Raw genomic sequence first — 23,094 nt, 5'->3', positions numbered from 1 at the left:
GCCCGCGGCCCTGCCGCGTGGCGCCCGGGGGGCGGGCTGGTGCCCGGCCTTCCGGCCGATGCCGCATCGCCCGCCCCCACCCCTTGCGGCCACGACCAACCCCGGATGGGGCCGTGGCCCCGCGTCGCCGTCGCGGTCCGCGCACCGCGGCCAACCGCGACGGCGCGCCGCCTGCAACCCGATCCTGAAAGGAAGGACGCATGTCCGCTTCCATCGACCAGGCTTTCATCAAGCAGTACGAAGCCGAAGTGCAGGAGGCCTACCAGCGCCAGGGCAGCAAGCTGCGCCCGACGGTGCGCAGCAAGACCGAGGTGCGCGGCGCCTCCACCGTCTTCCAGAAGGTCGGCAAGGGCACCGCGGCGGCCAAGGCGCGCAACGGCGTGGTGCCGGTGATGAACATCGACCACACCACTGTCGAGTGCCTGCTGCAGGACTACTACGCCGGCGACTGGGTCGACCGCATGGACGAGCTGAAGACCAACATCGACGAGCGTGCGGTGGCGGCGAATGCCGGAGCCTACGCGCTCGGCCGCAAGACCGACGAGCTGATCATCGCCGCCCTCGACAGCGCGACGAATGAGGCGACCGGCACCAACAGCGGCGAGACCGACAACGACGGGCTGACCCGCGCCAAGGTGCTGCTGGCCTTCCAGGCGCTCGGCGACGCCGATGTGCCGGATGACGGCAACCGCTTCGCGGTGGTCGGCTGGAAGCAGTGGAGCGAGCTGCTGGCCATCCAGGAATTCGCCAATGCCCAGTACATCGGCAACGACGAGCTGCCGTGGAAGGGCACCCAGGCGAAGCGCTGGCTCGGCGCGCTCTGGATCCCGCACAGCGGCCTGACCAGGAACGGCGCGCTGCGCTACTGCTACTTCTATCACAGGACGGCCATCGGCCATGCCGCGGCGGCGGAGATCACCACCGACGTGACCTGGCACGGCGACCGTGCCGCGCATTTCGTCAACACCATGATGAGCCAGGGCGCCGTGCTGGTGGACAACGCCGGCGTCGTGCGGATGCGCGCGAAGGAATAGTCCACGGATACGCGCAAAGGCCCGGCGCCGCACTGACGCGCGCCGCCGCCGCGCGTGCGCCGGCACCCCCGCCCGCCGGGTGGGGGTGCGCCTGTTTCCCTTCCCAGTCCGGAGCCCCCCATGGCCCTCTCCGCCCTCGCGCTCTGCTCGCGCGCGTTGCTGAAGATCGGCGCCCAGCCGATTGCCTCGCTCGACGAAGGCACCGCCGAGGCCGAGGTCGCGGCCAACCTCTATCCGGCGATGCGCGACGCGCTGCTCTCGCTGCATCCCTGGAGCTTCGCCACGGCGCAGGCCAGCCTGCCGCGCCTCTCGGCCCGACCGGCGGCGGATTTCGACCACGCCTTCCAGCTGCCGGCGGATTTCCTCCGCGCCCTGTCGGCCGGCAGCCCGGGCGCCGGGCGCGGCCTGGTCTACCGCATCCTTGAGGACCGGCTGCACTGCAGCGCGGCGCAGGTCACGCTCTCCTACATCTTCCGTCCGGCCGAGAGCGCCTTTCCGCCGTTCTTCGCAGCGGCGCTGGCGACGCGCCTCGCCGCCGAGTTCTGCATCCCGCTGACCGAGAACACGTCCCGCACCCAGCTGCTGTTCGCCCAGGCCGAGAACGACCTGCGCGCCGCGCGTCTGGCCGACAGCCAGCAGGCCACCCCGCGGGCAATCGAGGATTTCCCGCTGCTGAGCGCGAGAGGCTGAGCATGGCCCAGTCCCGCACCCTCAAGACCAGCTTCACTGCCGGCGAGGTGGCGCCGGAGCTGCTCGGCCGCCCGGATCTGCGGGCCTGGGCCAATGGCGCCCGGATGCTGCGCAACGTCTTCATCCAGCCGACCGGCGGCGTCACCCGCCGCCCCGGGCTGCGCCATGTCGCCCTGCTGCCCGGCGCCGCACGGCTGATCGCCTTCGAATTCAACACCGAGCAGACCTACCTGCTGGTGCTGACCGCGGGGCAGCTGCAGGTCTTCGTCGGCGATGCGCAGGTGGCGCAGGTCGCTGGCGCCTGGACGGCGGCGATGCTGCCGCAGCTCGCCTTCACCCAGAGCGCCGACACGCTGCTGATCTGCCATCCGGAAATGGTGCCGCAGCGGATCACCCGCACCAGCCACACGAGTTGGAGCATCGCGCCCTGGGCCTTCTTCTACGAGCCCTTCCACCGTTTCGCCGATGGCGCCGTCACGCTGACGCCCTCCGCCACCGCCGGGAGCATCGGCCTGACAGCCTCGACCGCCGCATTCCAGCCCGGCCATGTCGGCACCCGCTTCCGCATCGGCGGCAAGCGGCTGCGCCTCACCGCCGTCGCCTCCGCCACCCAGGCGAGTGCGACGGTGGAAGAAGCGCTGGCGGGGACCGCCGCGACGGCGGATTGGGACGAGGCCGCCTTCTCCCCGGTGCGCGGCTGGCCGGTCTGCCTCTGCTTCCACCAGGACCGGCTGGTCATCGGCGGCTCACGCGATCTGCCGAACCGGCTGTGGCTGTCGCAATCAGGCGACCTGTTCAACTTCGATACCGGCACCGGCCTGGACGACCAGGGAATCGCATTTGGCCTGGTCTCCGACCAGGTGAATGCGATCCGCGCCGTCTTCTCCGGCCTGCATCTGCAGGTCTTCACCTCCGGCGCGGAGTGGATGGTGAGCGGCGCGCCGCTGACCCCGGCCAGCATCCAGCTGAATCGCCAGACAAGGGTCGGCTCGCCGGTCGCGCGCATGCTGCCGCCGGTGGATGTCGATGGCGCGACCATCTTCGTCTCGCGCAGCGGCAGGGGCGTCTTCGAATTCGCCTACACCGATCTGCAGCAGCTCTACCAGGCGAATGACCTGGCGCTGGCGGCGCAGCACCTGGTCCGCGACCCGGTAGCGCTCTGCTACGACCAGACAAGGCGGCTGCTGCATGTCGCCATGGCCGATGGCGCGCTGGCGACGCTGACGCTCTACCGCGCCGAGCAGGTCACCGCCTGGACGCGACAGGAAACCGATGGCGCCTTCCGCGCTCTCGCCGAGATCGAGGGTGCGGTCTGGGCTGTGGTGGAACGCGGCGGCACGCCGCGGCTGGAGCGCTTCGACGACGCGGTGGCGCTGGATGCCGCACTGACCGGCAGCGCCACCACGCCGCGGGCGCTTTGGTCCGGCCTCGACCATCTGGATGGCCGCAGCATCGGCCTCGTGGCCGATGGCGCGCCCCGCGCGGGTGCGATCGTCGCCGGCGGCGCCGTGGCGCTCGACCCGCCGGCGCTGACCCTGCAGGCCGGCCTCGGCTTCCGTCATGTGATCGAGCCGCTGCCGCCGGATCTCGCCTCGGCCGTCGGCACCCGCGCCGCGCCGCTGCGGCTCGTCTCGGTCACCTTCCGGCTGCTGGAGACGGCGGCGCTGTCGGTCGACCTCGGCCGCGGCAGCGCGCCGGTCGCCTTCCGCCGGCTCGGCACGCCGCTGCTCGACGCGGCGCCGCAGCGCTTCACCGGCGATGTCCGGCTGCGCGCCATCGGCTGGCAGCGCGATGCGATGAAGCCGCTCTGGCGCATCGCGGACGATACGCCGCTGCCCATGACCCTGCTTTCCGTCACCACTGAGACGAGGATCACCGACTGATGGCCGCACTCGCCTCGCTCGCCACCCTGGTCGGGACGGGCGCCTCCGTCTACGGCACCGTCCGCCAGGTCCAGGCGCAGCACTCCGCAAGCCGCGCCCAGGCGCAGGTCAGCCAGGCGCAGGAGGCGGCGCGGCAGGACGCGCTGCGGGTGCAGCAGGAGGAGCAGATGCGGCAGCGGCAGCAGGCCCTGGCGCGCACCCTGGCCGCCACCCGCGCCCGCCTCGCCGCCGGCGGGTTGCAACCGGACGATGGTTCAGGCGCCGCGGTCACCTCGGGCCTGCGCCAGGATGCCGCAGCGGCCCAGGGCGCCGATGATGCGGCCTACCGGGCCCGGCTGGCGCAGGGCCGCAGCAGCCTGCTGAGCCCCGACGGCACCGTCACCACCCTGCTGCAAAGCGGCCGCACCTTCGGCCTCGCCGCCCGCAGCCTGCTGGATTGACCGCGCGCCGCCGCATGAATTCACCGCGCACCGTCGCGCGATTTCACCGCGCGCTGCTGCGCGACACGCATCGGAGCCCCTCATGGACGAGCACATCAGGATCGGCGACGTCGCGCCGCGCGTGCAGTACCTGGCCGACGGCGTCCAGATCAGCTTCACCTATCCCTTCCCGATCTTCACCGAGACCGACCTTGAGGTCCGGCTGGACGGGCTGCTCCAGGCCTCCGGCTATCTTGTCTCCGGCGCCGGCCAGAGCAGCGGCGGCAGCGTCGAATTCCTGCAGCCGCCGGCCAGCGGCATCCGGGTGACGCTGCGCCGCAACCTGGTGGTCGCCCGCACCACCGACTTCCAGGAAAACGGCATCCTCCGCGCTCGCACCTTGAACGACGAGCTGGACTACCAGGTCGCCGCGCTGCAGGAGGTGAAGGAGGAGATCGGCAGCGCGCTGCGTCTCGACCCCTCGGAGCTCGGCGGCTCGACCACCCTGCCGCTGCGCGGCGCCCGCACCAACAAGCTGCTGGGCTTCGACAGTATCGGCGACATCACCGTCTTTGATCGCGGCGAGGGCACGATCAGCCTGCCCTTTCCCGGCGCGGTGCCGCGCACGGTCGAGGACAAGATGGCGGAACGTCTCTCGGCGCGGGACTTCGGTGCCACCGGCGACGGCGTGACGGACGACACCACGGCCTTGCAGACGGCGATGAACGCCGCCGCCGCCAGCGGCAAGCACCTCGAGATCGGCGAGGGCAGCTTCCGCACCACCCTGCCGCTGGTGCTGCCGGGCGCCGCGGCCGGGCTGACGATGCGCGGCGCCATCCTCTACGCCGGCGCCGGCGGCGTCGCGGCGCTGACCCTTGGCGACGGCGGCACCACCCGCAATGCGGTGAAGCTGTACCAGGGCCTTCGGGTGTTGCGCGCCACCCTCTCCGACTGGCTGGACGAGTCCGACATCGGCATCGTCATCCGCAACCAGGATTCCTCGCTGGTCGAGCTGCGGCAGGTGGAAGGCTTCACCATCGGGCTGCGGACGCTGGGCGATGGCCGTGGCTTCGAGGATTCGACCGTCATCCTCGGCCGCATCGTCAACAACGCCATCGGCCTCGACATCCACACCGCCACCGCCACCGGCTGGAACACCTCGGTCCGCTATCATGGCGGTCATTTCGCCGCAGGCAGCACGGTGAACACCGACAAGGATCGCTACGGCATCCGCCTCTCCGCCGCGCCCGGCGCCTATGTCGCGCACAACCGGCATGTCTTCTACGGCCCGGCCTTCGAGCTCCAGGCCCGCAACCGGCCGATCAGCGGCATTCCCTTCCTGAGCGAGGTCAGCAGCCGCTCGATCATCGTCAGTGCGATGCGCATGGAAGGATGCTCGGACTACGTTGCCCGGCATACCGGCGCAGCGCAGGACCATGTCTATGAGGTGGCCTGGGCAAGCCAGGGCTATGCCGTCGGCATCGACTACACCGGCACGGCGACCCGCGTCGGCTCGGTGGTGCGGGCGCTGCACCAGGCCGCCGGCCATCGCGCAGCGACCCGCGAGATCGTCGCGGTGCCCAACCTGCGCGCCGCCGCCTTCCATTGGAGCAAGACCGAAATCGGCTTCGACCGGCTGGCCTGCCTGTCCACCAATGTCTCCGGCACGCCGACGCATCTGGCGCATTTCGCCTTCCCGGCGCTTGAGGATTACACCTTGACCGACCGTGGCCTGCTGCTCACCGGCGGCCGCGGCATCGGCTTCGTCGTGGATGCCCGGGTCTGCAAGGAATTCGCGCTGGCGGTCGACGCCGACGACCCGCGCCTCGTCGTCCAATGCTTCGACGCGTCGATGAACCTGCTGACCAATGCGGGCGGCGAGCTGGTGCGGGCCTCCGGCATGTCGATGCAATGGTCGGCGGCGCCGCGCTGGTGGCAGGGCTCGGCCGATCTGAAGGATGCCGACCTGACCCGGCTGCAGGTGGTGCGGCTGGCCGATGCGGTGGCCTATGCCATCATCGGCGTCGCCCGCATCGGCACCGACTATGAAGTGCGTGCGCTGCGCCTCGCCTGCGATCCGGCGCATGCGCCGGCCGCGCTCTGGGGCCTGCCCGACCTGCCCTTCGGCCGGCGGGAGCTGAGCGCCGAAGTGGCCTGGGATGCGCCCTCGGTCGCGGCCGGCGCCTCGGCCCAGGTCAATGTGCCGCTGGTCGGCGCGAGGCCCGGGGATTTCGCCGCGGCGAGCTTCAGCCTCGCCACCTCCGGCATGGTGTTCCTGGCGCAGGTCGCCGCGGCGGATATCGTCTCCGTCACCGCCTGGAACCGCAGCACCCAGCCCATCGACCTGAACCCCGGCATCGTCCGGGCAAGGGTGGTGAAGTCTTGAAGCGCCGGCGAGGCTCCGCGGTCGCCCACGGGCTCGCCGCGGCGGTCGGTCAGGTGCTGGCGGAATACCGGGGCTTCCTGCGCCAGGCCGATGCGACGGCCGCGCCGGAGGAGGCGAAGGAATTCGGCGCACGCCACGCCGCCGCCAGATCCGCGCTCGCGCATCTCGAACAGCTGCTCAAGCTGACTGGCGAGAAACCGGAGGAGGACACCGGCCGAAACGGCCAGGCGCTGCTGCTCGACACCCGCCGGGTCATCCCCGCGGCATCGCCGATCGAAGCAAAGGAGGCCACGGAGGGCGATGGACCTTCACCCTGACCTCATCGAATTCGTCTGGATCTGGAACACCCAGCAGAACCAGGGCACGCCAGCCCCGCACCGCCGCATCGCCCGCTGGCTTCAGGCGCGCTGGGACGGCGGCGACCGGCGGCTGCTGCTGATGGCCTTCCGCGGCTGCGGCAAATCGACCCTGGTCGGGCTGTTCTGCGCCTGGCGGCTGCTGCGGGCGCCGGATACCCGGATTCTGGTGCTGGCGGCCGACCAGGCCCTGGCCACCAAGATGGTCGCCCAGGTCCGCCGCATCCTGGAACGGCATCCGCTGTGCCAGCAGCTTCTGCCGGATGCCGCCGAAGCCTGGGCGATGGACCGCTTCACCGTCGCCCGCGACGCCGTGCTGCGCGACCCGTCGATGCTGGCGCAGGGGCTCGGCGGCAACATCACCGGCACCCGCGCCGACATCATCATCTGCGACGATGTCGAGGTCGCCGGCAACTGCGACACGCCCGGCAAGCGGGAGGAGCTGCGGGCAAGGCTGGCCGAGATCGAATTCGTGCTGGTGCCGGGCGGCACCATCCTGTTCGTCGGCACGCCGCATTGCACCGAGACGCTCTACCTCCACCCGTCGCGCGGCGAGGCCTTCCTCGGCGGCTACCACCGCCTGACCGTGCCGCTGCTGGATGCCGGCGGCAACAGCGCCTGGCCGGAGCGCTTCGACGGCGCGATGATCGAGGCGCTGCGCAGCCGCGTCGGCCCGCTGCGCTTCGCCCGGCAGATGCTGCTGCAGGCGGTGGCGGAGGAAGCGCTGCGGCTCGATCCGGCGCTGATCATCCGCTACGCCGAGGAGCCGGCGTTCCGCGAGGCCAGCGGCAGGGCGCAGCTTTCGCTGCTCGGCCGGCGGCTGGTCTCGGGCGGCGGCTTCTGGGACCCGGCCTTCGGCCGGCCGCCCGGCAAGGGTGCCGGCGGGGATGGCTCGGTGCTCGCCGCCACCTATGCGGATGGCGAGGGCAACCACTACCTGCACCGCATCGCCTGGCTGACCCATGAACCGGACGGCCAGGTGGATCCCGCGACCCAGCAATGCCGCAGCGTGGCGGCACTGGCGCGGGAGCTGCTGCTGCCGGTGGTGCGGGTCGAGACCAACGGCCTTGGCCGCTTCCTGCCGGCGCTGCTGCGGCGGGAGCTGGCGCGGGCCGGGGCGTCCTGCAGCGTCATCGAGCACGCCAGCCGCCGGGGCAAGGCCGAGCGCATTCTCTCGGCGCTGGAACCGGCGCTGGCGGCCCGCCGGCTGCATGCGCACGAGGCGGTCTTCCGCACGCCCTTCCCGGCGGAGATGGCCGGCTGGCGGCCCGATGCGCCGGGCAGCCGCGACGATGCGCTGGACGCGCTGGCCGGCTGCCTGCTGGCCGAGCCGGTACGGCTGCCCGTGGCGGTCCCGACCGCGCGCGGGCCGTCCTGGCGCGGGGTGGGCTGATCGGCTCAGCCGGTGCGCCGCAGGATCTCGCTGGCATGGCGGGCGGTGCCCTCGGCGGTCGCCAGAAAGCGGCCGTCGGGGCGCTGCGCCGCCAGCCCCATGCCCTGCAGCCGGAGCAGGCAGGGTCCGTCCTTGAGCCCCTCCGGCCGTCCCACCGCGCCGACCAGCATCAGCCGGTGCAGCGCGGCCCGGCAGCAGGTCTCGAGATAGGGCTCATTCCATCCATCCACGGACATCGTCCCCCGTCCTGCTTCGCCTGATTCACGCCCGGCACGTCTGGCGCGCGGCCAGGAGGGTGGGCCGGTGCACCTACCCCTTCAAGGAGGCAGCGAGGAGCCCCATGCAGATTGAAGCGACCTGGTGGATCAGCGCGGTGGAAGCTCCCATCGTCGCCGCGCTGTTCTACATGCTCCATGGCCTGCGGCGCGACATGCAGGAGCGCATCGACCGCAGCGACCAGCGTGAGAATGAGGTGGTCGGCCGCGCCCGCGACGAACTGGCCGAGTTCAAGCTGGAGGTGGCGCGCAGCTACGTGCCGCTCTCCCTGATTCGCGACGTGGATCGCCGCCTGTCGCAGCAGCTGCTGCGCATCGAGGAGAAGATCGAGGAGGTGAAGCGGCTCGGCGCGCCCCCCTTGCGGGTGCGCGACCGGACCCATGCCGATGGGGACGCGCCGTGACCGGCGCGGAGATCCTCGCGCTGACCCTGCGCGCGGAAGCCGGCGGGCGCCCGGTGCGGGCGATCGAGGCGGTGGCGGCACTGGCGGTCAACCGGGCGCGGCTTGCGGCGATGGATGCCGCCACGGGGCTGCGCTTTGCGCCTGGCGCAAGGCCGGGGCTAGGCCTGGCGGCGCTGCTCGGCCTGGTCTGCCGGGTGCCCTTCCTGTTCGGCTGCTGGATGCCGCGCAACCCGCGGCGCCGGGCGCTTCTGCTGGCGATGCAGGCCTCCACCGAGGGGACCGACACGATGCTGGAGGCCTGCCGCCGCATCGCCGCCCGGGCGGCGGCCGGGGCGCTGCCCGACCCGACCGGCGGCGCGACCCACTGGCATGCGGCGGATGAGCTGCCCGGCTGGGCGCTCGGCCTGGTGCCGACGGCCGAGATCGGCGGGCTGGTGTTCTACCGTCTGCCGGTGGGCTGAGCCCGCGCCCCTGCGCTGGCCTTGTTCCACCCATCCCTGGCCGGCGCTACACCGTCGCCATGGACCAGCCGATCTACACCATGGTGCGCGCCGCGGACTGGCGCCGGGCCGAAGCCGCCGGAGCCTATGAGGGAAGCGCCGATGACCGGCGGGACGGCTTCCTGCATTTCTCCACCGCCGGGCAACTCCGCGCCAGCGCCGCCAAGCACCGCGCCGGCGAGGCCGACCTGCTGCTGGTCAGCGTCGATCCGGCATCGCTTGGTGAGGCGCTGCGCTGGGAACCGGCGGCAGGCGGCAGGCGGCCGGGCCTGTTCCCGCACCTCTACGGCCCGCTGCCGCTGGCCGCGGTGCGCGCGGTCACCCCCTTGCCGTTGATGCCGGACGGCACGCACCGGTTTCCCACCGAGGTGCCTTGAGCCGCGGAAAGCGTACGCCGCCGCGCCCGCTCGCTCATCACGCAGGCGATGATCACCACGGCGCCGCCGAGCTGCGTCGCCGCATCCGGCACCCTCCCCCAGATGATGAAATCCAGCGCGACTGAGACCGGCAACGCGGCGTAGCCATAAGTGCCGAGCCGGGCCGCATCGGCGTGCCGGTAGGCGGCGGCGCTCAGCACCACCGCCGCCCCGCCCAGCAGCCCGTTCGCCATCAGCATGGCGAGGTCGAGCGGCGGCGGCGCCACCCAGTCCCGCACCGCCAGCGGGCCGAAGATCAGCAGCCCGGCAAGCCCCGGCCAGACCACCAGCATGGCCAGCCCCGACTCCCCCTTGAGCTGCCGGTTCACCGTCTGGGTCACCGAGAAGCCGATGGTGCCGAGCAGCACCCAGGCGAAGCCCAGCAGCGAGCCGCCACCGCCCAGCTTCGGCACCACCGCCACCAGCACCCCGCCGAAGCCGACCGCGCACCAGAACCAGGCCGCGCGCGGCACCGGCTCCCGCGCCACCAGGGCGGCGAGGGCGAGGGTCATGAAGGGTGCGGTGAAGAACACCAGATAGCCCTCGGCCAGCGACACATGCCGGAAGCCGAGGAAGAAGGAGGCGGCCGAGACCATCATCGAGGCGATGCGCAGCGCGTGCAGCCCCGGATGCGCCGTGCGGAACCGGCCGCCGAGGCCGGGCCAAAGCCCGCGCAGGGCGAAGAACACCGGCAGCAGCACGATGTAGCGCATGCTGATGACCTGGCCGACCGGATATGCGCCGGACAGCAGCTTGCCATTCGCATCGAGCACGCCGAACACCGCGATGGCGGCCAGCAGCAACGCCGGGCCCTTCAACCGCTTCCTCCCAAGGCTTTGCCGTCAGAGTGGATCGTGGAGGGGCGCGAACGCCCCGGAGCGCCGATCCGCTCCGCAAACAACAGGCTACAGCGGATCGGTGTCCAGACATGGACGCGATCCGCTGTAGCTTGTCGCGGGGCCGACCCATGCCGTCAACCGAGACGGCGGTGCGCCGCCACCATGGCGGCTTCCCATGGACGCGGCACTCAGGCACACAGCCCCGCGATGACCCCCAAACTCGCTTCCGCCCTGATGCCCCTGCTGCGTGGGCTGGACGCCGAAACCGCACATGAGCTGGCCCTTCGCGCCCTCGCCGCCGGCCTCGCCGGGCGGGATGCGGCACCGGACGACCCACGGCTGGCGACCACCGCCTTCGGCCTTTCCTTCCGCAACCCGATCGGCCTCGCCGCCGGCTTCGACAAGGATGCAACGGCGATCCCGGCGCTGATGCGGCTCGGCTTCGGCCATGTCGAGGCCGGCACGGTCACGCCGCGGCCGCAGCCCGGCAATCCGCGCCCACGGCTGTTCCGGCTGGCGGAGGATGCCGCGGTCATCAACCGCATGGGTTTCAACAACCAGGGGATCGAGGCCTACCGGGCCCGGCTGGCCGCCCTGCCGCGGCCACTGCCTGCGGTGATCGGCGCCAATATCGGTGTGAACAAGGAAGGCGCCGAGCCGGAGCGGGACTACCCGGCGCTCTACGGCGCCATCGCGCCGCTGGCCGATTACGTCACCGTCAACATCTCCTCCCCCAATACCCCTGGCCTGCGCGACCTGCAGGGGGAGGCGCGGCTGGCCGGCATCCTCGGCGCCATCGCCGCGGCGCGGGCCGGACTGCCGCGGCAGCCGCCGGTGCTGGTGAAGATCGCGCCCGACCTGGCGGAGGATGCGCTCGGGCCGCTAGTCGAAACCTGCGTCGCCCAGGGCGTTGCCGGCCTGATCATCGGCAACACCACCCTTGCCCGGCCCGCCAGCCTGCGCTCGCCGCATCGCAGCGAGGCCGGCGGGCTGTCCGGCGCGCCGCTGCGCGACCGTTCCACCGCCCTGCTGCGGCACTGCTTCCGCCTGGCGCGGGGCCGGTTGACGCTGGTCGGCGTCGGTGGCGTGGCCTCGGCCGCCGATGCGCTGGCGAAGCTCAGGGCCGGGGCCAGCCTAGTGCAGCTCTACACCGGCTTCGCCTACGCCGGGCCGGCCTTGATCCCGCGCCTGAAGGCGGAGCTTTCGACGCTGCTGCAGCGCGACGGCTTCGCGCGGGTAGCGGATGCGGTCGGCGTGGATGCCGGCCATGGTTGAGTGCTCCGTCGCCGTCGGCGGCGCGGCCTGAAGGAAGCGCAGATGGAAATCCTCGACGGCATCGCGCCGGTTGCCGAGCGCTATGACGGCTATGTCCTCGACCTCTGGGGTGTCGTGCACAACGGCAAGCACCCCTATCCGGAGGTGCCGGAGGCGCTGCGGCAGCTGAAGGCCCGCGGCAAGCGCATCGTCTTCCTGACCAATGCGCCGCGCCGGTCGTGGTTCATCGCCGGCATGCTGGACCGCATGGGGCTCGACCGGGCCCTCTATGACGGCATCATCTCCTCCGGCGAGATCGCCTGGCGCATGCTGAAGGCACGCAGCCACCCGTTCTTCGCCAGGCTCGGCCTGCGGGCGGTGCATATCGGGCCGGAGCGCGACCTCTCGGTGGTCGAGGACGGCGTCGCCACGCTGGTCGAAGACCCGGCGGCGGCGGATTTCCTGCTCAACACCGGCCCCGACCCCGAACGCGGCTCGCAGGATGCCGAGGCCTACCGCCCGGCGCTGGAGGCCGCGGCGCGCCACCGCTTGCCGATGGTCTGCGTCAACCCCGACCGGCATGTGATGGTCGGCGCCGAGCGGCTGATCTGCGCCGGCGCGCTGGCCGATATCTATACGGCCCTCGGCGGCGAGTGCTTCGAGGTCGGCAAGCCGGACCCGGCGGTCTACGACCCGGTGATGGAGATCATCGGCCCGATTCCTCGCGCCCGGGTCCTGGCGATAGGCGACACCCCGCACACCGATCTGGCCGGAGCGCAGGCCGCCGGGCTGGACGCGCTCTGGGCGCTGACCGGCCTGGCCGCCTTTGCCCATGGCGACAACCCGGACCCTGAGGTGCTGCGCCAGGTGGCGCTGGCCGAGGGGGTGGATCCGCTGGCGGCGATTCGCGGGTTGCGCTGGTAGGGCAGTTCAATCGCCATAGGTCGTGCGGAAGCTCTCCAGCATGACCTCGTCCAGCCGGCGGTCCGGGATGAAGCCGGCCAGCCCCGGCGGGTAGGCCACCCCCTCCGGCATGCGCGGGCAGGGCTCGGCGGCGCCGATCACCTGGCGCACCGGGAAGCGCGCGGCATAGATCGGCAGGGCGTAATCCTCCTCCTCATCGGCGACGCCCTTGGAGCGGATCTTGCCGCTGGCCTGCTCGATCTGCATCCCCACCAGCATCGTCGCCTTCAGCTCCTGCGCCGAGCTCTGCCGCAGTTCCGCGGCACGGCCCGGGTAGAAGCGGTTGATCATGGAATCGAGGGCGCGGGCCTTCTCCGCCGGGTCGTCGATGATATGCGCCGTGCCGAAGCACATCGCCGACCGGTAATCGACCGAATGGTTGAAACCGCAGCGGGCGAGCACCAGGCTGTCGAGATGCGTCACCGTCAGGCAGACCGGCAGGCCCGGCTTCTGGCTCCGCAGCATCCGGCTGGCCGAGGAGCCGTGCCAGTAGAGATGCTCGCCCTCCCGCCAGAAGGCGGTCGGGGTGCAGTAGGGCTGGCCGTCGATGACATAGGCGATGTGGCAGATCATCGCGGCGTCGAGGATGGCGTGCACGCTCTCCCGGTCGTAGCGCCCGCGCTCGTGCAGGCGGCGGACCTTGTTGCGCTCGGAAACCGGATAGGCGTCGGTCTGGGACATCGTCTGGCCTTCGGGGAGGGAGTTCCGAGGCTGCTATGCCCGGGGTGATTGGCCCCGCGCGAGGGCCAATCCGGCCGCTATCCACTGGTCCAATCCGGTAGGCAGGCGATAGGCTGCGGCATGAAGCCGACGCACGACCTCTCGGACCTGCTGCTGCTCGCCATTGACCGCGGCAGCGGCGTGCCGGCCTTGCGCCAGGTCTATCTGGAGATCCGCCGCGCGGTGCTGACCGGCGTGCTGCCGCCGGGGGCGCGGCTGCCGCCCAGCCGGTCGCTCGCCGCCCGGCTGGGCCTCGCCCGCAACACCGTGGTCGCGGCCTATGACCAGTTGCTCGCCGAAGGCATCATCGAGGGCAGGGTCGGCGCGGGCAGCTACGTCTCGCGCGACCTGCCGCAGGGGCTGGAACCGCCGCCGCGCCAGGAAGGGTCGGCGGCGCCCGCCGCGCCGGGCGCCCTGCCGCGCGCCGCCCAGCGCTACGCCACCGCGGTCCCCGCCGTCGGCTCCTACGGCACGGAGCCCTGCAACACCGGCCGCACCTCCTGGGAGGAGCGCACCGCCCTGGTCTGGCGCGGCCTGACCCTGCGCCGCCTGCAGGCGCCCAACCCGGCGATGCTGGGCTATGCCGACCCGCGCGGCAGCCTGGCCCTGCGTGCCGAGATCGCCGGCTATCTCCGCGCCGCCCGCGCGGTGCGCTGCGAGCCGGACCAGATCATCGTCACCGCCGGGGCGCAGCAGGCGATCGATCTGGTGCTGAAGGTTCTGGTGGAGCCGGGCGACCCGGTTTGGGTGGAGGACCCCTGCTACCCGGCGGTGCGCGCCGCGCTGGCCGCGGCGCGGGCCGGCATCGTGCCGGTGCCGGTGGATGCGCAGGGGCTGGTTGTGGCCGCCGGCATCGCCGCCTCGCCCCAGGCGCGGCTCGCCTATGTGACCCCCTCCTCGCAATACCCGCTCGGCGTGGTGCTCTCCATGGCGCGGCGGCTGGAGCTGCTGGCCTGGGCGCGGCAGGCCGGCGCCTTTGTGGTGGAGGATGATTACGATAGCGAATTCCGCTACGCCGGCCGGCCGCTGGCGGCACTGCAGGGGATCGATGACGCCGGCCGTGTCATCTACATCGGCACCTTCAGCAAGGTGCTGTTTCCCGGCCTTCGCCTGGGTTACGCGGTGCTGCCGCAGCCGCTGCTGAATGCGGTGCTCGGCGCCCGGCTGCTGAGCGACTGGCACCCGGCGGCGCTGCCGGAAGCCGTGGTGACCGATTTCATCGCGGAGGGCCACTTCGCCCAGCACCTGCGGCGGATGCGCCAGCACTACCGCCGCGCCCGCGACACGCTGGTGGAGGCGCTTGCCGGCATCCCGGCTTTGGAGGTGGAGGCGCCGGAACAGGGCATGAAGCTGGTTGCCCGGCTGCGCGACGGAAGCCGGGACATCGAGGTGGCGGCGGCGGCGGCACGACGTGGCGTGATCGCCCGGCCGGTCAGCCCGATGTTCCTGGCCGCGCCGCCGATGCAGGGGCTGATGCTCGGCTTCTCCGGCCATGCGCCCGGTGCGCTGCGCTGGGCGGCGCGGGAGCTGGCCGCCTGCCTCGCAGGCTGACCATGGCATCGGGAGTACGTGCAACGCCGCGGATCAGCTCACGCGGCAGGTCCTTGTACCCGGCAGGCAGCGGCTTGTGGTAGCCGCCGAATCGTGGCGAGCACCGCGCTGCCCATCCACCCGGAACAGCCGCCTCCGCGGGTCCGGATACAAGGCGGCCGCCCTCACTACCACGCCGCTCAACCAGTGATGCGGGCTCGAATGCACAACTCTGTGCAGCCTTGCAATTCTCTGGAAAGCAGGCGGCTCGCACGCCTAATCCAACAACCATCACAAGATAATTCAGGCAGCAGCCGGCAGCACCGAAAGGAATTGATATGTACGATATCTACACAAATTTATACAGAGTTCTTGCGGTCGCTCTGGTCGTATTTCTGTTTTTTGTTACCGGACGTCCGTATTTTAATTACAAAATGCGAATTTTCATTTCGGCCATTACTGCAGGAGTTCTTAACGGCTTCGGCGGCGGGGCACTGTTGGGCACGTCCTTGGACGGCATTCCTCTCAGGTTTGCGGTTGCGTTCATGGCGGTTGGTGCGGGCGTAGCCATACTTGAATATATCTTCCCTGAAGGCGGCACGCGCAGGCGGGTTCGAAGCTGAGGTTGAGCACCCCGCCCACTCGGCTGCGCTACGGTGGGTTGGTGCACCATGCGGGCGCCGAGCGGCGGCGCGGCGGCACTGGCCGAAGCCGACAGCACCACGCCGAGCCGGGCGCTGCTGCGCAGCGGCCAGGCTCGCTACGTCGAACCAGCGGAGCCATCGGGGTGGCGGGTCTTCACATTCAACTGGGCGCGCAGCGGCGTCCCCCATCGTCCGGGCGGCGAGGCCGCGGCCGCGCGGCAGGTCACCCGGCCTGAAGGCCTGGCTGAAGACGATGATGGTGTCCGTGGTGGTGCCGTTGTCCTCCAGCAGCATTGCCGGCGATGTCGCCCGGGCGGGTGGCGCAGGGCATCGGCGGCAGCCGGACCACGGCGCCGGCCTGGTGCGGTGGCGGATCACCTGGACCCGGGACACCGGCCAAGCGGCGGGACACGTCCGGCCATGGCGGTCCAACGGTGCCCCTCGCCGCTCCGCTGAGCCCGCAAAATTCGAAACCGCTCTAGGCGGCGACGGGGCGCTGCGATGGCGGGGCGGTGTCCAGCAGCGGCAGGCGACGGCGGCGGATCGGCTGGGGCGTGCTCACCGGGCCGGCTGCCTTCCCGCAATCACGCGCCGGAACAGCGCCAGCTGACCGGCGGTCGTCTCGTCCCAGCCGAAGCCCTCGGCATAGCGCCGGGTCGCGGCGCGATCGGGTGGCGTGGCCAGCAGCTGCCGCACCCCGGCGGCGATGGTGGCGGGGGTGGCGGTGTCGAGCACCAGCCCGGCCTCCGGCGCCGCCACCGCCTCACGGCTGCCCCAGGCCGGGCTGGAGACCACCGGGGTGCCGCAGGCCATGGATTCGAGCAGCACATTGGCCCAGCCCTCACGGCTGGAGGCCAGCACCATGGCGTCGGCGGCGCCGTAGAACGCCGGCAACTCGGCATGCGGCCGGGCGCCCAGCAGCCGCACCCGGTCGGCGACGCCGCAGCGCGCCGCCAACGCCGCCAGCGCCGCCCGCTCCGGCCCCTCACCGAGCACCAGCAGCGTGTGGCCCGGCAGCGCCGCCAGCGCCTCGATGGTCAGATGATGGCCCTTGCGCGGGATCAGCAGCCCGACCGAGAGCAGCACCTTCCCCTCCACCCCCAGCGCGGCGCGCAGCGCGGCGCGGTCGGCAGGCGGGCGGAACAGGCCAAGGTCCACGCCGTTGCGCAGCACCGTCACCTTCCCCGGCGGCGCGCCGAGCGCCAGCAGCTCCTCCCGCAGCGCGGCGCTGACCGCGATCAGCGCATCGGCGCCGGCGATCGCCCCCTGGATCAGCCGCCGCGGCACCCGGTATCGCGGCAGCAGGCTGGTGTCGGAGCCGCGCGCGGTGATCACCACCGGCAGGCCGAATTCCTGCCCGAGCCAGACCGCGGCGACGCCATCGGGGTAGAGGTAATGCGCGTCGATCGCCTCGACCCGCAGCCCGCCCCGCAGCAGCCTGCGCAGGGCGGCACGCGACGCCTGGTGCAGGGTGAAGGGATTGGTCCACATGCCGAGGCCGGGCGGCGCCGCATAGCGCGGATGGTGCAGCACGAGGCCGTGCCGGGTCTCTTGCGCCGGCACCGCGGCACGGCGCGGCCCGCGCCCGGAGAACCAGGGGACCGGCGCCAGCACCGTGCTCTCCGCCGCGCCGCCGGCGACCAGGTGGCGCAGCCGGTTCTCGACGAAGACGCCGTGGTTCGGCTGCGCGGCGTTGGGATAGAGCGTGCTGAAGGTCAGCAGCCGGATCGCCGGGCCGCGCGCCCCCGGGGCAGCGGGGTCCGGCAGGGTGGCGGCGCGGCTCACGGCCGCGGCCTGCCAGCGGCGGGCTGCGTTGCGGACAGGCCGCTCAGCCGACGGTGCAGGTCGGCAGGGTCGGAGAAGACGCCGCCCAGCTCGTCCCGGAAGAAGGTGCAGTAGCGGTCGATCCGGCCGAGCAATTCACGAAGGTCGGCCACGGAGCGGACATAGGGGGTATTGCCGACCTGCAGCGTGGGGCTGTGCAGGCTCAGGGTGAATACCCTGAGCCCACGCGCATGCAACTGCCGGGTGACCTGGATCATCTGGCCCAGATCGGCGCCTTCGGGCGAGAGACGGAGTGGATAGAAGGCATTGGCCCGGGCGGCGATCCGCCCCAGGCCGAGCTGCCGCCCGAGGCCGCCGCGGGTGACCCGGGTGACCAGATGCGCCTGGGGGCCGAGCCAGCCGAGCGGCGCCGCGGTGGTCGGCAGCGAGAGCAGGCGGCGCGACGCGCCGAACCAGCCCGGCCGCGCGGTGAAGCGGGAGAAATCCGGCCCGCCGAGCGCCGAGTAGTCGTACCAGGGGCAGATGCTGAGATCGATCTCGAAGCCCTCAGCCTCCAGCGCGTCTACGGTGTTCGGGCCCAGACCGTAGCGGCCGGCCTTGAAGATCCGCGCCTTGCGGCCGGTCAGCGCCTCGACCCGGTGGGTCAGCGTCGCCAGCTTCCGGCGTTCCAGCCAGGCGCCCATGTTGCCGGAGAAGGAATGCCAGTCGTCCCTCGGCTCGACCATCGGCGGCGTGGTCCAGCTGTGCAGGTGCACGCCGATCTCGCAGCCTTCCTCGGCCAGCCGGCGGACGATCCGACCGCCCTCCGCATGGGTGGCGACCGGGTGATCGATCACCAGCGACGGCCGGATGCCGTGCTTGCGGAAGCTGTCGAAATTCTCGTCCAGCCCGGAGATCGAAACCACGCGGCCGACATCGGTGGAGATGCCGCGGTCCCAGTCGAAATCCGCCTCGGTGTCGATCACCACCTGCAGCAGCGGCGGCCAGTGGGTGGGGGTGTCGAACTCCTCGAGGCCCAGCGCCGCGGGGCCTTCGGCGAGGGCGCCGCTGAAGCGGATATGCAGGTTCGGACAGGCGGGCGGCGCGGCGTGCGGTGGCGAGGCGTGCCGGCTGGTCTTCCGATAAAGCTCCGCGTAGCGGTCGGCGATGCTGCCGATGTCGAGGTTGCGCTCGGCGAAGCGTCGACCCGCCAGGCCCATGGACTCGCGGAGGGCCGGGTCGGCCCGGATGTGCTCGATCGCCTCGACGAATTGATCGAGCGAGCCGGCCAGGAAGCCGGTCCGGCCGTGATCCACGATGAAATCGGTCAGCCCCGGCAGGAAATGGCTGATGATCGGCAAGCCTTTGGCCATCGCCTCCAGACAGGCATCGGGAAAGCATTCGGCGGCCGAGGCGAAGACGAAGGCATCCGCCGCTGTGTAGTAGGGGGTGTGGGCGTCCTGGAAGCCGGTGAACATCACCCGGTCCCGCAGCCCGAGTGCCGCGATCTGCGCCTCGATCTCGGTGGCGTAGTCATCCTCCAGCACCGGCCCGACCACCACGAGCCTGACCGAGGGATCGGCGGTCCGCGCCAGGGCCTCGACCAGGAAGGCGATGTTCTCCCGGCGGGACACCGAGCCGACATGAAGCAGGACCAGGTCATCGGCCGCGAGGCCGAGGGATGCGCGCGCCGCGGCCCGGTCGGCGGCCGGGACCGGCGGCTCACCCAGGCTGGCGCTCGGTGGAATGAAGCAGAGCCGGGCTGCCGCGACGCTCTCGAGCGAGCGGCGGAACAGGCGCGGGCTGGTGACGACGAAGGCGTTGATCGCGTGCAGCAGCAGGCCGACGAGCCAGCGATTGCGCGGCCGATAAGCCTCCACCAGTTCGGCCGGGCCGTCGGCCTGCGTGCCGGAGAACAGGACCCGCACGCCGAACAGCCGGGCCAGGAGGCAGGAGATGAACTGCCGGTCGGCATGCGCGTGGAGGTGCAGCACGTCGAATCGCCGGAGGTTGGCGAGAAGCCAGCGCAGCAGCGCCGGGTACGACGGCTGGCCGCGCCGGTTGGCGATGTAGTGGACGGGCAGGCCCTGGTGGATGGCCAATGTCTCGCCGCCAGGTGTCGTGGTCTCATAGGCCAGGACCTCGCTGCCGATCCCCCGGGAGGCGAGGCGCGCCATCACCCGAACGAAGCGGATGCCGTCGCTGGTGTAGTCCGGATGAAAACGGCGATGGAGGTGGAGGACACGAATCGGGGCCGGTACCGCGGCGGGTGGCGCAAGGCCGGCGATCTCCGGCGCGGCTGTCTCGGTCGCCAACGAGGATCCTCTGCGTCCTGTATCCGGTCGGCGGGTTCCCGATTCGGATGTATCACCCTTTCGGCCCACAGGCGCCACACTGCACTCCGCCAGGAGGAAGCTCATAGCTACGAAATGAAGCGGCGGCTAGGGTCGTGGCTCCCTCAAGCGGCCTCCAACATCCGCAGCATGGGTTAACAGAGAGTCAATTCACCGGCCGCCGCTACACCGCCCCGCCGGAGGCCCAGGCCACCCCGAGGCTTTCCGGAAACGGCCCGCCGCGCCGGTCAATCGGGGTTTCCAGCCTGATGCCCGGGCGCAGCAGCACCCGGCGCACCATCTCCGGGATCAGCACCTCGGCGATATGCCCGCCGAGGCAGGCGTGGTGCCCCCAGCCGAAGTGGAAGGCGCTGTGGATCGGCCGGGTCGGGTCGAAGGCATCGGGCCTGGCGAAGCGCGCCGGGTCGAAGCCGGCGCTGCCGATCAGCGGCAGCACATGGGTGCCGGCCGGGATGGTCGTCTCCCACGCCTGGCCACGGCCGAAGACATGCGCCGCCGCGGATTTCCGGAACAGGTAATGCGACATGGGCGCGAAACGCAGCGCCTCCCAGACATGGCCATCGAAGGTCTTGGGGTCGGCCTCCTGCGCCGCTGCGATGGCGGCGTCCAGCCGCGGCGGCCGCTGCAGCAGCCATTCGATCACCTGCGCCGTCGCCTGGGAGGAGGTCTCGACCGCGCCGATCAGCAGCCCGCCGACGTTCAGCAGCAGCTTCTCCGGCGGGAAGCCGACCGGCCCGGCGATACGCGACTGCAGCAGCCGCGCCACGATGTCATCCGGCAGCGACCTGCCCGCCTTGAGCGCGGCGGCGCGGGATTGCAGCAGCCCGGTCAGGTAGTCCTTCATCTCCGTCAGGCCGCGCCGCGCCTCGGCATGGATGCGCTCATGGTCGGCGCCGAGGTCCCAGGGGTAGTTGTGGAACCCGTCCATCTGCGCCCAGTAGGACCATTCCTGCAGCTTCGCGGCGGACGACTCCGCGAAGCCGAAATACTCCTGCACCAGCCGCACCGGAATGTATCGGGTAATGCCGCCGACCAGCTCGATCCGCTCTCCCGCGCCATCCAGCACGCGGTCGGTCTCGGCGGCGACGAAGGCGCGCACCCGCGGCAGGTCGCGGCGGTCCAGCATCGCCGTCATCACGCTCTTGTCGAGCGCATGGTCCGGTGTCTCGTCCTGCGCCAGCATGTAGGTGCCGAGCGCGTTCACATAGGGCTGCACGGTGAAGACCGCCGGCAGCCGCAGCACCTCGATCACGTCGTCGAAGCGCGCCACCAGAGTGCAGACCGGCGTCGCCAGCACCGGCCGCCGCTCGCGCAACTCGGCGAAGAAGGGTCTCGGATCCTCGCTGTTGATCCATTGCCAGACCAGGGGGAAGCGCTCGGCTTCCGGCGTCGCATCCAGGCGATCGAGATGGCTCATCGCAATCCCTCCGGGTCGAAGCGCAGCGGGTCCTTCAGGAACTCCACCACCGCCAGCCGCTGCGCCGGCGTCAGGCCACGCCGCGGGAAGGCGTGGCCCTGGTTGGAATTGGCGAGGAGGGTGGTGTCGAAGCGGAACAGCCCGGGCGCCTCGGTGGAGACGAAGCCGAGCCGCCCGGTATCCAGCTCCCGCCCGCCGACCCAGAATACCGCGGGGCGCTCGGCCGGCGGCGAGAGCAGGTCATAGACCGTCGGCACCGAGCCATTGTGCAGGAACGGCCCGGTCGCCCAGAGGCCGAGCAGCGGCCCGGCCTTCAGGCTGTCGAGGAAGGAGGGCGGCAGCGCCCAGCGTTCCGGCGCCCGGCGGATGCCGCTGCGGTCGGTGATGGCACAGACGTCGCGCGCCTCGAAGGCGCCGGTCGGGCGGGGGATCTGGTTGACCATCCGCCGCGTCGTATGGCCGGGGCAGGCGCGCGCCTCGCCTGTGTCGATCAGGGCGATGCGGGACAACCCGGCCTGGGCGGTGCCGGCCTCCACCACCAGCTTCACCGTGCGCAGGAAGTAGTCGGTCGCCGCCACCGTCTCTCCGCCGATATCCGCCATCTGGTCGCGCAGCGGCCCGCTCCGGATGCGCCAGCCCTGCAGGGCGCGGAGGTATTCGGCGTCGGTTCCGACGATCCGATGCGGCACGCCGCTGGTGCGGATGAAGCGGTTGCCGTCAGCGGATTGCCGCGGGTCGGTCAACCGGAAGGGCGGCATGTTATGGCAGCCCTGGCATTCCTTCTGGAAAATCCGCTTGCCTTCCGCCCAGGCGGTACGGTCGAGGGCGCCGAAGCGCTCCTCCGGCCAGGCTGGCGGGCGCAGGTCGTTGAGCCATTTCTCCATGGCGACCAGGTTGTGGTACTGCACGGAGGAGCCGAAGCGGTCCGGGGTGCCGGGGGCGGTCAGCCGCGACTCGCCGAACACGCCCAGCACCTCGCCGGCGTTGCGGCCGATCGGACTGCTGGCGATCGGCATCCATTGCACCCATTCCTGGCGCGGCGCGGTCCAGAGGAAGGGGTAGGAGACCGGCGCGCGCGGTGCCTGGCGATTGGCATCGACAAGCGCCGCCGGCGCATCCAGCTGCAGCACGGAGATGGCGTTGATGATCTGCCCCAGCGCATCGACGCGGGAGAAGCCGGAAACCACCGCCGGCCGCTGCACCGCGGCGTGGCGGGCGCTCCGCGCCGCATAGGCGGCGTAGGGCTCGCGCAGCGCCTCCGGCGTCGCGCCAAGGCGGCGGGCGAAGGCGGCGAAGCGGACGGGGTCGCGGCCGGTGGCCTGCACCGCGGCGTCGAGTTCGGCGACGAAGCGGTCGAAGTCGAAGTTGGCCGGCGCGCCCTCCACCCGGATGCGGGCGCCGCGATGCGTCACCTCTCCGGTATGGCAGGCGGCGCAGGTGAGGCCGACCCATTGGCCGGTGACCGGCTGCGGCACCGGGTCGATGGCGAAGCCGATCGGCAGCCGGTCCGGGTTCAGCCCGGTGCCGGCATCATCGGCGAAGAGCAGCCCGTAGCCGGCCAGGTTGTCCGGCGCGGCGAAGAACCCGTCGCCCTCGGCCCGTTCCAGCGCGACGAACCAGGCGCGCGGCATCAGCCGGGACCCCTGGGCGGTGAAGTGGACGCGCGCGGCAAGCTCCGGGCTCCAGCCCTGCGGCAGCACCGCGGCCGGCTCCGCCGGCAACGACCAGGGCACCTCGCCCGCCAGGGGCGCAGGCGGCTGCTCCCGCCAGCCATTGCAGGCGCCGAGCAGCAGGGCGCATCCGATGACCAGCCATTTGGGCGCCGGCAGCGCGCGCATGGGCTTCCCGTCCTT

21 protein-coding genes are annotated in these 23,094 nt (G+C 71.7%); 14 read left to right on the top strand and 7 right to left on the bottom strand.

The window, feature by feature from the left end; genetic code table 11:
* The first annotated feature begins 200 nt into the window (after window positions 1-200).
* The 7 genes from H7965_RS04380 to terL all read left to right on the top strand — a co-directional run bounded on the left by H7965_RS04380 (window position 201) and on the right by terL (window position 8,161).
* Window positions 201-1,034 carry a phage capsid protein gene (locus H7965_RS04380; protein WP_186769318.1) on the top strand — a complete coding sequence of 278 codons (834 nt, stop codon included), beginning with the start codon at window positions 201-203 and terminating at the stop codon, window positions 1,032-1,034.
* A gap of 120 nt (window positions 1,035-1,154) precedes the next feature.
* On the top strand, window positions 1,155-1,724 hold the full coding sequence (locus tag H7965_RS04375) for a hypothetical protein (protein ID WP_186769317.1): 570 nt from the start codon (window positions 1,155-1,157) through the stop codon (window positions 1,722-1,724).
* Window positions 1,725-1,726: 2 nt separating this feature from the next.
* The gene (locus H7965_RS04370) at window positions 1,727-3,607 is read left to right on the top strand and encodes a hypothetical protein (protein WP_186769316.1); all 1,881 of its coding nucleotides are present in this window, start codon (window positions 1,727-1,729) and stop codon (window positions 3,605-3,607) included.
* Window positions 3,607-4,047, top strand: coding sequence for a hypothetical protein (locus H7965_RS04365; protein ID WP_186769315.1), 441 nt, complete (start codon window positions 3,607-3,609; stop codon window positions 4,045-4,047). The genes H7965_RS04370 and H7965_RS04365 overlap by 1 nt, the downstream gene beginning before the upstream one ends.
* An 82-nt stretch (window positions 4,048-4,129) precedes the next feature.
* On the top strand, window positions 4,130-6,412 hold the full coding sequence (locus H7965_RS04360; RefSeq protein ID WP_186769314.1) for a glycosyl hydrolase family 28-related protein: 2,283 nt from the start codon (window positions 4,130-4,132) through the stop codon (window positions 6,410-6,412).
* Window positions 6,409-6,729 carry a hypothetical protein gene (locus H7965_RS04355; RefSeq protein ID WP_186769313.1) on the top strand — a complete coding sequence of 107 codons (321 nt, stop codon included), beginning with the start codon at window positions 6,409-6,411 and terminating at the stop codon, window positions 6,727-6,729. Before H7965_RS04360 ends, H7965_RS04355 begins: the two co-directional genes overlap by 4 nt.
* A complete protein-coding gene (gene terL / locus H7965_RS04350) occupies window positions 6,713-8,161 on the top strand; it encodes a phage terminase large subunit (protein WP_186769312.1) in 1,449 nt (482 codons plus the stop codon). Before H7965_RS04355 ends, terL begins: the two co-directional genes overlap by 17 nt.
* Window positions 8,162-8,166: 5 nt before the next feature.
* Here terL and H7965_RS04345 read toward each other — a convergent pair whose 3' ends face one another.
* Window positions 8,167-8,397, bottom strand: a complete 231-nt coding sequence (locus H7965_RS04345; protein ID WP_186769311.1) for a hypothetical protein — start codon at window positions 8,395-8,397, stop codon at window positions 8,167-8,169.
* 104 nt (window positions 8,398-8,501) lie between these two features.
* On the opposite strand from H7965_RS04345, the gene H7965_RS04340 reads away from it, so the two are divergent.
* Genes H7965_RS04340 through H7965_RS04330 form a run of 3 tightly spaced genes read left to right on the top strand, consistent with a single transcriptional unit; the run spans window position 8,502 to window position 9,717 of the window.
* Window positions 8,502-8,840 (top strand): hypothetical protein, encoded by a 339-nt coding sequence (locus H7965_RS04340; RefSeq protein WP_186769310.1) that lies wholly within the window; start codon window positions 8,502-8,504, stop codon window positions 8,838-8,840.
* A complete protein-coding gene (locus H7965_RS04335) occupies window positions 8,837-9,301 on the top strand; it encodes a cell wall hydrolase (RefSeq protein ID WP_186769309.1) in 465 nt (154 codons plus the stop codon). The genes H7965_RS04340 and H7965_RS04335 overlap by 4 nt, the downstream gene beginning before the upstream one ends.
* A gap of 59 nt (window positions 9,302-9,360) precedes the next feature.
* On the top strand, window positions 9,361-9,717 hold the full coding sequence (locus H7965_RS04330) for a DUF952 domain-containing protein (RefSeq protein ID WP_186769308.1): 357 nt from the start codon (window positions 9,361-9,363) through the stop codon (window positions 9,715-9,717).
* Here the strand turns inward: H7965_RS04330 and H7965_RS04325 are convergent.
* Complete coding sequence (locus H7965_RS04325) at window positions 9,624-10,574, bottom strand: DMT family transporter (protein WP_186769307.1); 951 nt, start codon at window positions 10,572-10,574, stop codon at window positions 9,624-9,626. The genes H7965_RS04330 and H7965_RS04325 overlap by 94 nt on opposite strands.
* A 228-nt stretch (window positions 10,575-10,802) precedes the next feature.
* On the opposite strand from H7965_RS04325, the gene H7965_RS04320 reads away from it, so the two are divergent.
* Window positions 10,803-11,870, top strand: coding sequence for a quinone-dependent dihydroorotate dehydrogenase (locus tag H7965_RS04320; protein WP_186769306.1), 1,068 nt, complete (start codon window positions 10,803-10,805; stop codon window positions 11,868-11,870).
* Window positions 11,871-11,912: 42 nt separating this feature from the next.
* A complete protein-coding gene (locus tag H7965_RS04315; protein WP_186769305.1) occupies window positions 11,913-12,773 on the top strand; it encodes a TIGR01459 family HAD-type hydrolase in 861 nt (286 codons plus the stop codon).
* Window positions 12,774-12,779: 6 nt separating this feature from the next.
* Here H7965_RS04315 and H7965_RS04310 read toward each other — a convergent pair whose 3' ends face one another.
* Window positions 12,780-13,493 carry a pyridoxamine 5'-phosphate oxidase family protein gene (locus H7965_RS04310; protein WP_186769304.1) on the bottom strand — a complete coding sequence of 238 codons (714 nt, stop codon included), beginning with the start codon at window positions 13,491-13,493 and terminating at the stop codon, window positions 12,780-12,782.
* Between the two features lie 120 nt (window positions 13,494-13,613).
* On the opposite strand from H7965_RS04310, the gene pdxR reads away from it, so the two are divergent.
* Complete coding sequence (gene pdxR, locus H7965_RS04305; protein WP_186769303.1) at window positions 13,614-15,083, top strand: MocR-like pyridoxine biosynthesis transcription factor PdxR; 1,470 nt, start codon at window positions 13,614-13,616, stop codon at window positions 15,081-15,083.
* Window positions 15,084-15,400: 317 nt separating this feature from the next.
* Window positions 15,401-15,685, top strand: a complete 285-nt coding sequence (locus H7965_RS04300) for a hypothetical protein (protein WP_186769302.1) — start codon at window positions 15,401-15,403, stop codon at window positions 15,683-15,685.
* A 579-nt stretch (window positions 15,686-16,264) separates the two neighbouring features.
* Here H7965_RS04300 and H7965_RS04295 read toward each other — a convergent pair.
* From H7965_RS04295 to H7965_RS04280, 4 genes are all read right to left on the bottom strand, one after another.
* On the bottom strand, window positions 16,265-17,491 hold the full coding sequence (locus tag H7965_RS04295) for a glycosyltransferase (RefSeq protein ID WP_229682441.1): 1,227 nt from the start codon (window positions 17,489-17,491) through the stop codon (window positions 16,265-16,267).
* Window positions 17,488-19,785, bottom strand: coding sequence for a glycosyltransferase (locus tag H7965_RS04290; protein WP_186769301.1), 2,298 nt, complete (start codon window positions 19,783-19,785; stop codon window positions 17,488-17,490). The genes H7965_RS04295 and H7965_RS04290 overlap by 4 nt, the downstream gene beginning before the upstream one ends.
* A gap of 202 nt (window positions 19,786-19,987) precedes the next feature.
* Complete coding sequence (locus H7965_RS04285; protein WP_186769300.1) at window positions 19,988-21,241, bottom strand: cytochrome P450; 1,254 nt, start codon at window positions 21,239-21,241, stop codon at window positions 19,988-19,990.
* Window positions 21,238-23,079, bottom strand: coding sequence for a di-heme-cytochrome C peroxidase (locus tag H7965_RS04280; RefSeq protein WP_186769299.1), 1,842 nt, complete (start codon window positions 23,077-23,079; stop codon window positions 21,238-21,240). The genes H7965_RS04285 and H7965_RS04280 overlap by 4 nt, the downstream gene beginning before the upstream one ends.
* Window positions 23,080-23,094: the final 15 nt, after the last annotated feature.

It is taken from the genome of Siccirubricoccus deserti, assembly GCF_014283215.1.
GTDB classification, from domain to species: domain Bacteria; phylum Pseudomonadota; class Alphaproteobacteria; order Acetobacterales; family Acetobacteraceae; genus Siccirubricoccus; species Siccirubricoccus deserti.
This window is presented reverse-complemented; position numbering and strand designations above follow the sequence as displayed.